The following is a 14,469-nucleotide window of genomic DNA, read 5'->3' on the forward strand; positions in this document are numbered from 1 at the left end:
TGAACGCCTGAACCCAAGGTTATGGATCGGGCAGGAAAACCTGCAGCCGACGAACAGGCGCGTCTGATGAATACCGACACTGAAATCATGGACCGCAAGGCCCGGCTGGGGCGGCTGACATTCCGCGCCTGGCGTCGGGGATTTCGCGAGGCCGATCTGGTGCTGGGTCCGTTTGTGGAGCGCGAAGGCGACAGCCTGACGGACACGGATATGGACGACCTGGAGCACCTTCTCAGTCACGACGACGACCACCGCATCTATGCCTGGATCCTTGAGACCGAGCCGACGCCGGAGGCCTATGAGACGCCGGTGATGGGCCGGGTCCGGGTCTTCATGCGCGCCCATGTCGCCCAGGTCGTGGCGGACGGCGCCGGTTGATGGACGCTCAACCGGTACACCGCACGGACGAGGAACTGGGAGGCGCGCCCGAGGGGCTGGACGCCCTGGTCATCGGCGACCGGTTGAGGGCCTCGGGCGGCGTCGGCCTGTTCGTCGCGCGCGACTATCAGCGGGCCGGCAACTTCAGTCAGGCATTCCGGTTTTTCGCCAAGGACATCGAGGTCGTCGAGTTTCCGGCCTGGGACTGTCTGCCCTATGACCGGCTGAGCCCGACGTCGGGCGTCTCGGCGGAGCGGATGGCGGCGCTGACGCGGCTGGCCGGACGAGCGGGCGACGGCGGCAACCCGCTGCTGGTCGTCACGACCATCGCCGCCGCCATGCAACGCACGCCGCCCCGTGAAGCGACAGGCAGCGCGGGCTTCAAGGCCGTGGTCGGCGCCGATCTCGATACGGCGGCGCTGGAGCGGTATTTCACCGTCAACGGCTATATGCGGGCCTCGACCGTCAACGAGCGCGGCGAATATGCGGTTCGCGGCGGGGTGATCGACGTCTTCCCGCCGGGGTTTGACGAGCCGGTGCGGCTGGACATGTTCGGCTCCGAGCTGGAGTCGATCCGCACCTTCGATCCAGAGACCCAGCGGTCGACGGGTCAGAAGCGGGCTGTGGAGCTGGCCCCCGTGTCCGAGGCCCTGCTGGACGCAGAGTCGATCTCGCGCTTCCGCACCGGCTACCTGGAGCTGTTCGGCGCCGGCGGCGACGATCCCCTCTATGTCGCGATCAGCGAAGGGGCGCGGCGTCAGGGGATGGAGCACTGGCTGCCGCTGCTCTATCCGCGGCTGGATACGCTGTTCGACTATCTGCCGGACGCGGCGGCCGTGTTTCTGGACAGCCAGGTCGAGGCGGCGCGCGGTGAACGCTGGGCCCTGGCGGCCGATGCGTACGAGGCCCGGCGCGCGGCTTCGATGGCCAAGGGGGCGGGCACCGCGAACCGGGCCCTGCCGCCCGACCGGCTGTACCTGCCCGAGACCGACTGGAACAGCGCGCTGGCGGGCCGGTCGGTGCGGCGTTTGACCCCATTCGACGGCGGCGGCGAGAACGCCGGCGGCCGTCTGGGGCGGACCTTCGCGGCCGAGCGGGCGCAGGACAGCGTCAACCTGTTCGAGGCTGTCGCCGACCATGCCACGGCCCTGAAGGCCGAGGGGCGGCGGGTGCTGTTTGCGTCATGGAGCGAGGGCTCCTCGGAACGACTGGCGGCCATGCTGGGCGATCACGGTCTGGAGCCGGTCGTGGCGGTCCGCGACTGGGATGACGTGCAAAAGGCGCCGCAGGACCTGTATCTGCGTGCGGTCCTCCCGGTGGAGCACGGCTTCACAACAGACGATCTGGCGGTGCTGTCCGAGACCGACATCCTCGGCGACCGGCTGGCGCGGCCCAAGCGCAAGCGGCGGGCCTCCAACTTCCTCGCCGAGGCCTCGGCCCTGACGACCGGCGATCTGGTCGTCCACCTCGATCACGGCATCGGCCGCTATGAGGGGCTGAAGACGCTGGATATCCAGCAGGCGCCGCACGACTGTCTGGAACTGGTCTATGCCGGCGACAGCAAATTGTATCTGCCGGTCGAGAACATCGACCTGCTGACCCGCTACGGCGCCTCATCCGATGACGTGCAGCTGGACCGGCTGGGCGGGGCGGGCTGGCAGGCGAGGAAGGCCAAGGCGAAACAGCGGCTGCGCGATATGGCCGAGGGGCTGATCGCCCTGGCCGCCAAACGGGCGCTGCGCGTGTCCGACGCCATCGTCCCGCCGCAGGGTCTGTTCGACGAGTTCTGCGCCCGCTTCCCCTATGACGAGACCGACGACCAGCTGAACGCCATCGGCGACGTGCTGGAGGATCTCGGCAAGGGCACGCCGATGGACCGGCTGATCTGCGGCGACGTCGGTTTCGGCAAGACCGAGGTGGCCCTGCGCGCCGCCTTCGTCGTGGCCATGGGCGGGCAACAGGTGGCGATTGTCTGCCCCACCACCCTGCTGGCGCGCCAGCATTTCAAGACCTTCAGCGAACGCTTCGCCGGCTGGCCGATCAAGGTGCGGCACCTGTCGCGCATGGTCACCGCCAGGGACGCCGCCGAGACCCGCGCGGGTCTGAAGGACGGGACGTTCGAGATCGTTGTCGGCACCCATGCGGTGCTCAGCGAACAGGTCGGATTCAAGGACCTGGGTCTGGTGATCGTCGACGAGGAGCAGCATTTCGGGGTCAAGCACAAGGAGAAGCTGAAGTCCCTGCGGGCCGATGTTCACCTGCTGACCCTGACCGCCACGCCCATCCCCCGCACCCTGCAGATGGCGCTGTCGGGCATCCGCGAGATGTCGATCATCGCCACCCCGCCGGTGGATCGTCTGGCGGTCCGGACCTATGTGACGCCCTGGGATCCGGTGCTGGTGCGCGAGGCCCTGTTGCGCGAGAAATATCGCGGCGGACAGGCCTATTATGTCGCGCCGCGTCTGAAGGAACTGCCCGAGATCGAACGGTTCCTGCGGGAGCAGGTGCCCGAGATCAAGTTCGTGGTCGGACACGGCCAGATGAGCCCGACCCAGCTGGAAGACGTGATGAGCGCCTTCTACGACGGCTCCTATGACGTGCTGGTCTCGACCACGATCGTCGAAAGCGGCATTGATATTCCGACCGCCAACACCTTGATCGTGCACCGGTCCGACATGTTCGGCCTGGCCCAGCTGCACCAGATTCGGGGACGGATCGGGCGATCCAAGGCGCGCGCCTTCGCCTATCTGACCACCGATCCGGTCAAGCCGTTGAGCCTGTCCGCCGAGCGGCGGCTGCAGGTCCTGCAGTCGCTCGACAATCTGGGGGCGGGTTTCCAGCTGGCCAGCCACGACCTGGACCAGCGCGGCGGCGGCAATCTGCTGGGCGACGAACAGTCGGGCCATATCCGCGAGGTCGGGGTCGAGCTGTATCAGCAGATGCTGGAGGACGCGGTCGCCGAGCTGCGCGCCAGCGGCGGGGCTGCGGCCCCGGATCGCGGCTGGTCTCCGGCCATCAATGTCGGGGCGGCCGTCCTCATTCCAGAGGATTACGTCCCGGACCTGAACGTCCGGCTGAGCCTGTATCGCCGGTTGTCCGACGCGGAACGCACCGAGGAGCGCGAGGCCCTGGCCGCCGAGCTGATCGACCGGTTCGGACCGCTGCCGGACGAGGCCAAGCAGCTTCTGCGCATCGTGGGGGTCAAGGCCAATTGCAAGACCGCCTGTATCGAACGCATCGACATCGGGCCCAAGGGCGCGGTGCTGACCCTGCGCAACAACAGCTTCCCCAATCCGGCCGGCCTGGTGGGCCTGATCCAGAAGAACCACGCCTTCTGGAAGATCCGTCCGGACCAGAAGATCGTCGTGAAGGGCGAATGGCCGACCTCCGAGGACCGGCTGAAGGTCGCCGAACGCATCACCGTCGATCTGGCGCGGGTGGCGGGGGCCTGAAGCCGAACCGGCTCAGGGCGTGCGAACGCTCTTGCGCGCGATCAGGTCCGCCGAGGCCCGCTCCAGCACCGAGGCGGGGTTTTCGCCCGGACTGACCTCGGCGGCGCCGATGTCGAACTCGACGACGAAGGGCGAACGGTCCGGACCGGCGTCGAAGGCGGTGCAGGCCACGACCGCGCCGATCCGTTCGGCCGTCAGCCGGGCGGCGGCCCCATTGGTGGCCGGCAGGGCGAGGGCGAACACCTCCGGCGCGAGCCGCGCGGCGGTGTCCTCGACCCGGACGAGGCGTGAGACCATGGCGCCGATCTGCGGCATCGCCCGGTCCAGCCAGCCGCCGGCCCGGGCATGCGCCAGGTCGGGCCCGTCCGAGACGCGCAGGACGCACACTGAAAGGGCCCGTCGCCGTGTGGTCGCGGCCTCGGCCAGCCGCCCGAGATGGACGGCGAACAGATCGCGCGTAAACAGGCCGGTCGACGGATCCATCAGGCTGGAGCCGCGGGCGCTCTCCAGGGCCTTGCGGATGGTGACCAGGCGACGGTGGGCGGCCGCCAGGGCAATGACGCGCGCGGCGGTTTCCGGCTCGGAGGTGTCGGCGGCGGCGACATCGGCGAAACCCCGGTTGAACAGGTCCGACAGATTGATCTCGCCCGCGTCGCGCAGATAGAGGGTCAGGGGAATGTGATAAAGCCGCGTGTTGCGCTTCATCCCGGAGGCGATCGACAGCGCCGGGGCATGGTCAGGCGCCCCCCATAGAACCGCCCCGTCGAAGGCCGCCTCGTGCAGATAGTCGAACGCCGTATAGGGCGTCGGTGCGGCCACCACCTCGGCGCCCGCCGCCGTCAGGGCGTTGGAGAGGGCGAGGAAGCGTGGATCGGCGCCACCGGCCACAAGGATGCGCAAGGGCGACGGATCCGCGGGCTCGAGAGTCAGGGCGGCGCCATGTCGCGTCAGGGTCGTGCGACGGAGCTCGAATTCTTCCTCGGCGATGGCCGCGCGGACCAGTTGCTCGGCCCGGAGCGCCAGCTGGGAGGGGTGGGGGACGCCGGACATGACCAGATCGACGTCCGGATCCGCCTGCTCCGGATTGCCGCCGATGGCGACGATGGCCAGGCGACGTTGTCCGGCGGCGCGCCTCAGCGCGCGCGCCAGACCGGCATAGTCGGAATGGCCGGCGTCAATGACGGCCGCCTCGATGGCGAAGTCCTTGAGGACAGCCGTGGCGGCAGCGGCCGTGCGGGCGGTGATCGTGCGCCAGCCGAGCGCATCGAGGCCGCTGCAAAGCGGCTCGATCCGGTCATCCGTTTCGGCGACAACGACGAGGCGAGGATTGAAGCCCAAAGGCGAAAGACTCCCTGCCGACGAATCCCCGGCCCCACGGCCTCCGGTCGGAGCAGGGGGACCATAGCGACCTCGCCGTGAACTAAGCAACGGGACAAGCGGCGCTATCCCGGGTTTGTTGAACGGCTCCGACGGGTTCCCACGCGCCCGTTTTGCGCTAGAGTCCCCTATCGAGGCTGCGGCGGGGACCGTTTTTGAGTTCAGTATCCAATCCATCCGCCGGCTATGGCTGGTCGCCCCTGGATTGGGGACGTCTGGCCATCCGCGCCTTCAGCCGGAGCTGGGGGCGGGATGTCATGCTCTATACGGGCGGCGTGTCCTTCTTCGCCCTGCTGGCGGTGTTTCCGGCCATCGCCATCCTGATCGGCGCCTACAAGGCGGTTCTGTCGATTGGACAGGTCGGCGAACAGGCCGCCGCCCTGGCGGACCTTCTGCCGCATGCAGCCCAGGCGATATTCAAGGCCGAGATCGAGCGTCTGTCCAATGTCGGCGCCCGCACGGTTTCCGCCCAGAGCCTGTTTGCCCTGTTCATCGGCGCCTATGCCGCTCACAGGGGATTCAAGGCGTTGCTGGCGGGTCTCAATCTGATTCATGACGATTCCGCCCCCCATGGCTTCGTCAAATTCAATCTGCTGGCCTTCTTCGTCGCCCTGTTCGCCTTCGCCCTTTTCACCGTGGTGTCGGGCGCTGTGGTGACCTCGCGGCTGCTGGAGCGCACGGCGGCGGCACGGGCCGGATCCGACCTGGACCTGATGCCGTTCGACGCCCTCTGGCCGGCTCTGGGTCTCGCGGTCGGACTGACGCTGCTCTATCGCTATGCCATGTCTCACCGGACCCGGGTGGCCTGGGGGCCTGCCGTCACCGGCGGTCTGGTGGCGACGGTGATGTCGATGATCTCGTCGTGGCTCTGCGCCGTCTATGTGGAGCAGATCGCCTCTCTCGGCGCGACATACGGATCGGTCGGGGCGGTGGTGGTCCTGCTGATCTGGTTGTCATGGAACATCAACGCCATCTTCTATGGCGGCGCTTTTGCGACTGAAATGGAGATCGTCGACCGGGACCGCAGGGCGACTCCGCCCGATCTTCTCCCGTCGCCGGATACCTCTGTCGTCAATCTGTCGGAGCGGCGGCGGTCTCGACGATAAACGTCAGGACCCCGTCCGCCTCGTGCATCTCCACCATACGGCCGTTCAGACCGGTCATCAGGAACGGCACATCGATCCGGGCCATCGGGTCGGTCGCCAGCAAGGTCGCCCGGCTCCCCGGACCCGCGCCCTGCAGCGCGCGTCGGAGCTTGAGAGACGGCACAGGGCAGCGGTGCCCGCGCGCATCGACGACAATCATCCGCCCAGCCGCCCGAGCAACAGACCCAGGGCCACGCGCACCGAGGCCAGGCGCACGCCCTCGCGACCCTGATCGCCGAACCGGTGCTCGACGTGGGCGGTTCCTTCAGCGTCGCTTGCGGCGAAATGGACGAGGCCGACCGGCTTGTCCCTCGAACCTCCGCCCGGACCCGCAACGCCGGTGATCGAGACCGCGAGCCCGGCGTCGGACCGGGCGACGGCGCCCTCGGCCATGGCCCGCGCCACCGGTTCGGATACGGCGCCATGGTCGACAATCAGGGCGGCGGGGACGCCGATCAGGGCCGTCTTGGCGGCATTGCTGTAGGTGACGAAGCCGCACTCCAGCACGGCGGACGAACCCGGGACGGCGGTCAGGGCGCCGGCGACCAGGCCGCCCGTGCAGCTTTCGGCCGTCGCCAGCCGGACGCCCTGTCGGGCGGCGGCGCTCACAACGGCCTGGGCCAGGGTCTGGATGTCTTCTGGAAACATGGGTCTATCCGAACGCGGTCCGAGTCGGGATAGGGTGGCGGGCCGCATCGGTCCTGTCGACCATGCGCCTGCAGCGCGAGGCCCCGCATGACCGATTCGACCCTGCCGCCCGCCTCTGCGCCGGTTCTGCAGCGGGACGCCGCGCCGCTGTTGTTTGCGGTCGCCATCTTCACCTCCGCCGCCCTGGTGTTTGTGGTCCAGCCGATGGTCGCCAAGCTGGTGCTGCCGATGCTGGGCGGGTCGCCGTCGGTGTGGAACACCTCGATGGTCTTTTTCCAGACGGCCCTGCTGGCCGGCTACGCCTATGCCCACGGACTGCAGAGGCTGACGTCCATCCGGGCCCAGGTCGGGGTGCATCTGGCCCTTCTGGCGGTGGCGGCCCTGTTCCTGCCGCTGAAGATCAGCGGTCTGCTGGGCGACCCTGATCCGGCGGCCCCGGCGGGCTGGCTGCTGGCCACCCTGACCCTGTCGGTCGGCGCCCCGTTCGCCGTCCTGTCGGCGACCGCGCCCCTTCTGCAGGCCTGGTACGCCCGGGTCCGGGTCGGCAAGCCCGACGGCCAGAACCCCTATGTCCTCTATGCCGCGTCCAATCTGGGCAGTTTCCTCGCCCTTCTGGCCTATCCACTGCTGATCGAGCCGCTGGCGTCCCTGTCGGGCCAGCGCTGGGGCTGGAGCGGGGGGTATGCGGCCTTCATGGCCATGATCGTCCTGCTGGCCCTGGTGGTCTGGAGCCGGCGTGAGAATGCCGCGACCGTCGTCGAGATGAAGCCGCTTCCGCGCAGTCTGTCGATCCCGTGGCGCGAGAAGGGCCTGTTCGTACTTCTGGCCGCAGCCCCGTCCAGCCTGATGCTGGGGGTGACGGCGCATCTGTCGACGGACGTCGCGTCAGCGCCCTTTCTCTGGGTCGTGCCTCTGGCCCTGTATCTGCTGACCTTCGTCATCGCCTTCCAGGCCCGACCGGCCATACCGCTGTCGCTGACCCTGTCGTTGCAGGCCGCCCTGGTCGCCATCTGCGTGGTCATGACGCCGTTCCGCACCGGCAGCTGGGCGATGATGTTCGGCATCCATCTGGCGGCCTTCTTCACCACGACCCTGATGTGCCACCAGCTGATGGCGGGACGCCGGCCCGCGCCGGACCGGCTGACGGAATTCTATCTTCTGATGTCGCTCGGCGGCGTCGTCGGCGGGGCGTTCACGGCCCTGCTGGCGCCGGTGATCTTCAAGGGAGTCTGGGAATATCCGCTGGTGATGGTTCTGGCCGCCCTGTTCCGGCCGGCCGTCCGGGGCGAGATCGGCAAACGGGATGTCATCCTGATGGTGGGGGCCCTGCTGCTCGCCGGCTCGCCCCCGGTCCTGTCGGCGGCATTCCAGGCGAACTGGGATCTGGCCTGGTCCTTCAACCGGCTTTTCCCGCTGCGGATGGAGCAGTTGACGGTGCTGGTGCTGGGCGGGGTCGCTGTCCTGGCCTTCCTGTTGCGCGACAGGCCCCGGATGTTCGCCGCCGTGCTGGCGGCGATCAGCCTTTCGGGACACTACATCGCGCGCGGCTATGATGCGGCGCTCACCGAGCGCAGCTTCTTTGGCGTGATGAAGGTGTCGCCGACGCAGGATGAGCGGCTGGGCGGCACGGTCCATGTGCTGATGCATGGCACGACCCTGCATGGCGCCCAGGCGAGGGACCCGCGCTTCGCCTGCATGCCGACGCTCTACTATGCGCCGTCCACGCCGATTGGCCAGGCGACCCAGACGGTCCAGCGTCGCGCACCCGGCGTCAAGATCGGCGTGGTGGGGCAGGGGTCCGGCGCCATGGCCGGCTACAAGCGACCCGGTGACGGGATGACCTTCTTCGAGATCGACCCGATGGTCGACCGGCTGTCACGGGATCCGGAATGGTTCACCTTCATCAACGGTTGCGCTTCAGGCCCGATCCGGACCGTGCTGGGCGACGCCCGGCTGACGCTGCGCCGTGAGCCCGCGGGAACCTATGACCTGCTGCTGATCGACGCCTTTTCTTCCGACGCCGTGCCGACCCACCTGCTGACGCGGGAGGCCATTGCCGAATATCTGAAACTGCTGAAGCCCGACGGGGTGGTGATCCTTCACCTGTCGAACCGCAACCTCGATATCACGGGCCCGGCCGAGGCGGCGGCCCGCGCGTTGAAGGCGCCCTTCCTGCATCAGATCTATGCCGAGAGCGCGGATGCGCCGGACATGGCCGAGGCCTCGACAGAGGCGATCATCCTGTCGCCGACCGAAGCGGGTCTGGCCGGGTTCCGGGAGGATCCGCGCTGGAACGCGGGGGAAGGCGCCGACGTGCGGCCCTGGACTGACGACTACGTCAATCTGTTCGGCTCCGTCTGGCGGCATATGACGCGGTAGCGAAGGCTCAGCGGGGCGACTCGATTGTCGCCACGGCCTGGGCCGCCAGACCCTCGCCGCGACCGGTGAAGCCGAGCGTTTCGGTGGTGGTGGCCTTCACGCTGACCGCGTCGAGCGGCAGGGACAGCAACTCCGCCAGCCGTTCGCGCATCGCCTGACGGTGCGGCTTCACCTTCGGACGCTCGCAGATCAGGGTGACGTCGACATGGACGATCTCGCCGCCGCGCGCCTTCACCAGATCGGCCGCATGGACCAGAAACCGGTCCGAGGCCGCGCCCTTCCATTGCGGATCATCCGGCGGGAAGTGATCGCCGATGTCGCCTTCGCCCAGGGCGCCGAGGATGGCGTCGGTCAGGGCATGCAGGCCGGCGTCGGCGTCGGAATGGCCGATCAGGGTCTGGTCATGGGCAATCTCGACGCCGCAAAGCCAGACCGAGGACCCCGGACCCCAGCGGTGGACGTCGAAGCCTGACCCCACGCGGGTGCGCATCGGCCGCGCGCGATCCGCCGCCAGCAGGGCTTCGGCCATCTGGAAATCCTCCGGAAAAGTCAGTTTCATCAGCCGCGCATCGCCGGGGACGAGCGCCACCCGGCCGCCATTGCGGGTGACAACCTCCGCCTCGTCGGTGGCGCTGTCCCCCGGCGAAAGCGCAGAGAAGGCGGCGCGCAGGCGCCCGAGGCGGAAAGCCTGGGGAGTCTGGGCCCGCCAGAGGTCGTTGCGGTCCACGGCGCCCGAGATCCATCCGTCGTCGCCGCGCCGCAGGCTGTCGGCCACGGGCAGGGCGAGGATGGCGCCGTCTGCATCCTGCAACGCTCCCAGCAGGCGCCGGATATGGTCTGGGGTCAGCAGGGGGCGCGCCGCATCGTGGATCAGAACGGGCGCAGCGTCATCGCCCGACAATGCCGCCAGCCCGGCTCGCGTCGAGGCCGCACGGTCGGCCCCGCCAGTCACCGTCCGCCAGCCGCTCAGCCCGGCGAAGGCTGCGGCGGCGTCCGGGCCCTGGCCCTCGGCGATGACGACGACGACATCGTCGGCCCCGGCCGCGAGAAAGGCCTCCAGCGACCATCGGGCGACCGGCCTGCCGCCCAGCAGACGCCACTGTTTGGCGCCCCCCGCCCGGGTTCCGGACCCGGCGGCGACGATGACGGCGGAAAAGCTCATTCGCCGCTTCTAGTCGGCGCATCGCCGCATGACGAGGGGCAGGGGTCAGGATTTGACGACCCGCTGGATCACGCTCAAGCTTGCTGAAAGGCGGGAGGGACAGCAATGAATACCGATATCCTGGCGCCCGTGGTGGCGCTGGCCGGATGGTCACTGGTGATGTGGGTGTGGATGTACGCCACACGCATACCGGCCATGATCAAGGGCAGGACGAAGCTGGATCCCACCATCCCGCCGTCCGTCCTGATGTCGACCCTGCCGGCCCGGGTGCGGTGGAAGGCCGACAACTACAATCATCTGATGGAGCAGCCGACGATCTTCTATGCCCTGGCCCTGGCGCTGGCCCTGGCCGGGGCGGGCGAGGGACCAGGCGTCTGGATCGCATGGGCCTATGTCGGGCTGCGGATCGTACACAGCCTGGTGCAGGCGCTGATCAATCTCATCCTCGTGCGGTTCGCCCTGTTCGTCGCCAGCAGCCTGTGTCTGATGGCCCTGGCGGTGCTGGCGGCGATCGCGGTGTTCTGACCGTTCCGGCTTCCGTTCATCGCCGCACGGATAGACCCCGTCGGCGGGAGGGCCTATTCGCCTGCCGATGAAACGGACGCTGCGCATTGGCGATGTCGAGGTCGCCGGTCAGGTGCTGATGGCGCCGATGACGGGAATCACGGACCTGCCGTTCCGGCAGGTCGCCTCGCGGCTGGGCGCCGCCTATGTGGCGACGGAAATGGTGGCCTCTGCGGAACTGGCGCGCGGCCGGCCGGACGTGGTGCGTCGCGCGGCCGTGGGCGAAGGCCTGCCCCTGACGGTGATCCAGCTGGTCGGGCGCGACCCGGAGGCCATGGCCGAGGGCGCGCGGATGGCCGAACGCGCCGGCGCCGACATCATCGACCTGAATTTCGGTTGCCCGGCCAAGGAGGTCACGGGATCGGCCTCCGGCTCGGCCCTGATGCGGACGCCCGAGCTCGCGGCCCGGATCATGGCGGCGACGGTCGCGGCCGTGAGCCGGCCGGTGACGGTCAAGATGCGGCTGGGATGGGATCAGGCGACCCGCAACGCCGTCGACATCGCCCGGATGGCCGAGGATCTGGGCCTGGCCGCAGTGACGGTCCACGGCCGGACCCGCCAGCAGTTCTATACGGGGTCCGCCGATTGGGCCGCCGTAGGGCAGGTCAAGGCCGCCCTGTCGATCCCGGTGATCGTCAATGGCGACATCATCACCGCCGAGGACGCCCGCGAGGCGCTGGACCAGTCCGGAGCGGACGCCCTGATGCTGGGGCGCGGCGTCTATGGCCGGCCCTGGCTGGCGGCGCATCTGGACCGGGCCCTGGTCGACGGCGCCCGTCTGGTCGAGCCGGAACGGGTCGAACGGACCGCCATCGTCATTGATCACCTGCGGGCGTCCATCGCCTTCTATGGTCTGCCCCTCGGGCTCAGGATGTTCCGCAAACATCTGGGCTGGTACATCGAACAGGCGCCATGGCCGGACTGTGCAGATGCGCGCCGGGCGGCGCGGGCGGCGATGTGTCGACTGGACGATCCGGCTCAGGTCGAGCGCGATCTGCGCGATCTGTGGGCCGAGCCCGGCGGCAAGGGTCGAGTCAAGGCTGTTGAGTTTTCGCCACAGGTGGTGGACACTACTGCTGCATGACAGACACAGTCGCAGTGAGGTCTGACGTCGGGCCGCCGTCCCCCGCGACGGCGGGAGACGAGCCCCTGTGGATGCGCTTTGCGACCGGCCGGGCCCGGGCCCTGTTCGCGGCTGCCTATGGCCTGGCGGTGCTGGTGACGGCGGCCGCCATCTGGCTGGTGGCGGTGGCGCCCGGTGCAGGCCCGGAGGATGGCGGCGCGCGCGCGGTGGCCGGTCAGGCGGTGCTCTACATCCTGCTGGCCAATCTGATCCTGATCGGCGCCCTGGCCCTGGTGATCGGCGCCCAGGTCATGCGGCTGGCGCGAGGGCGAAAGACCGATCCCGGAGCGCGGCTGCATCTCAGGTTTGTGGCGCTCTTCTCTCTCGTAGCCGTGGCCCCCGCCATTCTGATCGCCCTCGTGTTCGGGGTCCTGGTCAACCGCGGCGTGGACCAGTGGTTCAGCGAGAACGTCCAGACCTCCGTCAAGAACGGAGCCCTTGTCGGCAAGGCCTATGTCGACGACGTCAGCTCCACCATGGAGCGCGACCTCGGCGCCATGGCCAATGAACTGGGCGGCGTCCAGTCGATGTTCGACAACCGTATCCAGTTTTCGGGGGCGCTGACCCAGATCGCCGACTTCTTCGGCTATCCTGCCGTCTATATTCTGGACAGCGAAGGCCGGGTCCTGGCCCAGGGCGTTTTGCCGGGTGCGCCGCCCTATGTCGCCCCCCCGACCTCGGCCTTCCAGACAGAGGCCGGCGAAGACGCCCCGGTCGAGGTCACGGAGAACCCGGATGTGATCCGTGTCGTCTATCCGCTGCCCGATTATGGGGATGCCTGGCTGTATGTCGTTCGGCCCCTGGCCCCCGGGCTGGTGGAGCGGATGAGGACGGGGGTTGAGTCCATCCAGCGCTATCGCGAGGCCGAGGAGAGTCGCGCCCGCATCCAGGCGGCGTTTGCGCTCAGCTATCTGGAGACGGCCCTGCTGGTCCTGGTCGGGGCGGTCTGGCTGGGCATGTCGGCGGCCAGCGCGATTTCCGCGCCCATCGGGCGTCTGGTCAAGGCGGCCGATCAGGTGGCGGCCGGCGACCTGACCGCCCGGGTCGAAAGCGACGGGAGTCCGGGAGAGATCGCGGATCTGTCGGACGCCTTCAATCGCATGACCGGCGATTTGCAGGCCCAGCAGGCGGCGCTGAAAGCCGCCAGTGACGAGGCGCAGGACCGCAGCCGGTTCATTGAGACCGTCCTGTCCGGCGTCAGCGCCGGCGTCATCGGCCTGGACCGGCGTGGGCGGATCTCTGCCATCAACGACAGCGCCCTGCAGCTTTTGTCGATCACCGAGGATCAGGTGCGCGGCCAGCCCTTGGCCGAGATCGCCCCGGAACTGAGCGAACTGGTCGGCCGGGTCGAGGCTCATATCGAGGAAGACATCGACGTCAGCCGCGAGGGCGACACGCGACGGCTGCGCGTCCGTATCGAGGGCGGGCAGGGCGGGGAGATGGTCCTGACCTTTGACGATATCACCCGGCTGGTGACGGCCCAGAGAAACGCCGCCTGGCGCGACGTCGCCCGCCGCATCGCCCATGAGATCAAGAACCCGCTGACGCCGATCCAGCTGTCGGCCGAGCGGCTACGGCGCAAATATCGCGCCCGGATCGGCGAGGATGTGGAGGTGTTCGATCGCTGCACCGACACGATCATCCGGCAGGTTGGCGACATCGGCCGGATGGTCGACGAATTTTCATCCTTCGCCCGGATGCCGGCGCCGCGGTTCGCGCCAGAGGATCCGGCCGAACTGCTGCGCCAGGCCGTCTTCGCCCAGAGGGTGGCGGCGCCCGACATCGCCGTTGATCTGGTCGAGCCGCTGCCACAGGTCATCCTGAACGCCGACGGCCGGATGGTCGGTCAGGCCCTGGCCAATATCCTCAAGAACGCCGGAGAAGCCGTCGCGGCGCGCCGGGTCACGACGCCGGTGGATGAAGAGGTCATCGGCATCATCGCCCGGCTGGAGATCGACGCCCAGCAGCGCCTGGTCTTTATCATCGAGGACGACGGCAAGGGCCTGCCCGACCGCGACCGCGACCGCCTGACCGAGCCCTATGTCACGACCCGGGAAAAGGGCACGGGCCTGGGCCTCGCCATCGTCAAACGCATCTGTGAGGACCACGGAGGCGAACTGAAACTGGCCGACGCCGAGACCCTGACCGGCGCCCGCGTCTGCCTGATCTTCCCCCTCAACCCCCATGCCGTATCGACGGCGGACGCCCAGGCGTCCGTCGCGGCGGCCGAATAGCGAGGAC

At 68.6% G+C, this 14,469-nt stretch carries 11 protein-coding genes; 7 read left to right on the forward strand and 4 right to left on the reverse strand.

All coding sequences use genetic code 11. The features are described 5' to 3' along the window. The first annotated feature begins 66 nt into the window (after positions 1–66). Both ACW17W_RS07705 and mfd read left to right on the forward strand, forming a co-directional pair. Positions 67–378: an FAD assembly factor SdhE gene (locus tag ACW17W_RS07705; protein WP_492080168.1), complete on the forward strand. Its 312-nt coding sequence runs from the start codon at positions 67–69 to the stop codon at positions 376–378. Then, positions 378–3,830 (forward strand): transcription-repair coupling factor, encoded by a 3,453-nt coding sequence (gene mfd, locus ACW17W_RS07710; RefSeq protein ID WP_492080169.1) that lies wholly within the window; start codon positions 378–380, stop codon positions 3,828–3,830. Before ACW17W_RS07705 ends, mfd begins: the two co-directional genes overlap by 1 nt. A gap of 12 nt (positions 3,831–3,842) precedes the next feature. On the opposite strand, the gene ACW17W_RS07715 is transcribed toward mfd, so the two are convergent. Next, positions 3,843–5,168, reverse strand: coding sequence for a diguanylate cyclase domain-containing protein (locus ACW17W_RS07715; protein WP_492080170.1), 1,326 nt, complete (start codon positions 5,166–5,168; stop codon positions 3,843–3,845). Between the two features lie 194 nt (positions 5,169–5,362). Between ACW17W_RS07715 and ACW17W_RS07720 the strand changes: the two genes are divergently transcribed. After that, positions 5,363–6,313: a YihY/virulence factor BrkB family protein gene (locus ACW17W_RS07720; protein ID WP_492080171.1), complete on the forward strand. Its 951-nt coding sequence runs from the start codon at positions 5,363–5,365 to the stop codon at positions 6,311–6,313. On the opposite strand, the gene ACW17W_RS07725 is transcribed toward ACW17W_RS07720, so the two are convergent. Together ACW17W_RS07725 and ACW17W_RS07730 are read right to left on the reverse strand one after the other, a co-directional pair. Continuing rightward, complete coding sequence (locus ACW17W_RS07725; RefSeq protein WP_492080172.1) at positions 6,279–6,512, reverse strand: sulfurtransferase TusA family protein; 234 nt, start codon at positions 6,510–6,512, stop codon at positions 6,279–6,281. The two genes, ACW17W_RS07720 and ACW17W_RS07725, sit on opposite strands and share 35 nt — an antisense overlap. Then, positions 6,509–7,000 (reverse strand): CinA family protein, encoded by a 492-nt coding sequence (locus ACW17W_RS07730; RefSeq protein WP_492080173.1) that lies wholly within the window; start codon positions 6,998–7,000, stop codon positions 6,509–6,511. Before ACW17W_RS07730 ends, ACW17W_RS07725 begins: the two co-directional genes overlap by 4 nt. An 87-nt stretch (positions 7,001–7,087) precedes the next feature. On the opposite strand from ACW17W_RS07730, the gene ACW17W_RS07735 reads away from it, so the two are divergent. Continuing rightward, positions 7,088–9,379: a fused MFS/spermidine synthase gene (locus tag ACW17W_RS07735; protein ID WP_492080174.1), complete on the forward strand. Its 2,292-nt coding sequence runs from the start codon at positions 7,088–7,090 to the stop codon at positions 9,377–9,379. Between the two features lie 7 nt (positions 9,380–9,386). Here the strand turns inward: ACW17W_RS07735 and ACW17W_RS07740 are convergent, their stop codons facing one another. Next, positions 9,387–10,541: a bifunctional 2-C-methyl-D-erythritol 4-phosphate cytidylyltransferase/2-C-methyl-D-erythritol 2,4-cyclodiphosphate synthase gene (locus ACW17W_RS07740; protein WP_492080175.1), complete on the reverse strand. Its 1,155-nt coding sequence runs from the start codon at positions 10,539–10,541 to the stop codon at positions 9,387–9,389. Positions 10,542–10,646: 105 nt separating this feature from the next. Between ACW17W_RS07740 and ACW17W_RS07745 the strand changes: the two genes are divergently transcribed. The 3 genes from ACW17W_RS07745 to ACW17W_RS07755 all read left to right on the forward strand — a co-directional run bounded on the left by ACW17W_RS07745 (position 10,647) and on the right by ACW17W_RS07755 (position 14,462). Continuing rightward, complete coding sequence (locus ACW17W_RS07745) at positions 10,647–11,066, forward strand: MAPEG family protein (RefSeq protein ID WP_492080176.1); 420 nt, start codon at positions 10,647–10,649, stop codon at positions 11,064–11,066. A gap of 67 nt (positions 11,067–11,133) precedes the next feature. Then, positions 11,134–12,189, forward strand: coding sequence for a tRNA dihydrouridine synthase DusB (gene dusB / locus ACW17W_RS07750; protein ID WP_492080177.1), 1,056 nt, complete (start codon positions 11,134–11,136; stop codon positions 12,187–12,189). Then, positions 12,186–14,462, forward strand: coding sequence for a sensor histidine kinase NtrY-like (locus ACW17W_RS07755; protein WP_492080178.1), 2,277 nt, complete (start codon positions 12,186–12,188; stop codon positions 14,460–14,462). Before dusB ends, ACW17W_RS07755 begins: the two co-directional genes overlap by 4 nt. Positions 14,463–14,469: the final 7 nt, after the last annotated feature.

This window comes from Brevundimonas sp. FV1ye29L (genome assembly GCF_058681095.1).